At 58.1% G+C, this 279-nt stretch carries 1 protein-coding gene; it reads left to right on the forward strand.

Annotated elements, in window-relative coordinates; genetic code table 11:
• Window positions 1-244 (forward strand): MFS transporter (locus tag RTW80_RS29050; RefSeq protein ID WP_312721572.1); only part of this gene is annotated, 244 nt, incomplete at its 5' end.
• Window positions 245-279: the final 35 nt, after the last annotated feature.

The raw sequence follows: 279 nt of genomic DNA on the forward strand, positions 1-279 counted from the left end.
TTTGCAGGCCGTGCACGAGCTACGCCGGGTGCGCCGCCGCGCCGGGGCGATGAGCTGGGCGGTGTACGAAGATATTGAACGTCCGGGTCTGTTTATCGAAACCTTCCTGATGGGTTCCTGGATCGAGCATCTGCGCCAGCAGGAGCGCCACACCATGAATGACCTCCTGTTGCAGAGCCGCGTTCTGGCTTTTCATCAGGGCACAACATCACCGGCAATTCGTTATCTGGTCGCGCCGGTCTGAACATAACAATCACCTGTAGAGGAACACACTATGGC

It is taken from the genome of Escherichia sp. AM3, assembly GCF_032029835.1.
In the GTDB taxonomy this organism is placed as follows: Bacteria; Pseudomonadota; Gammaproteobacteria; order Enterobacterales; family Enterobacteriaceae; genus Escherichia; species Escherichia coli.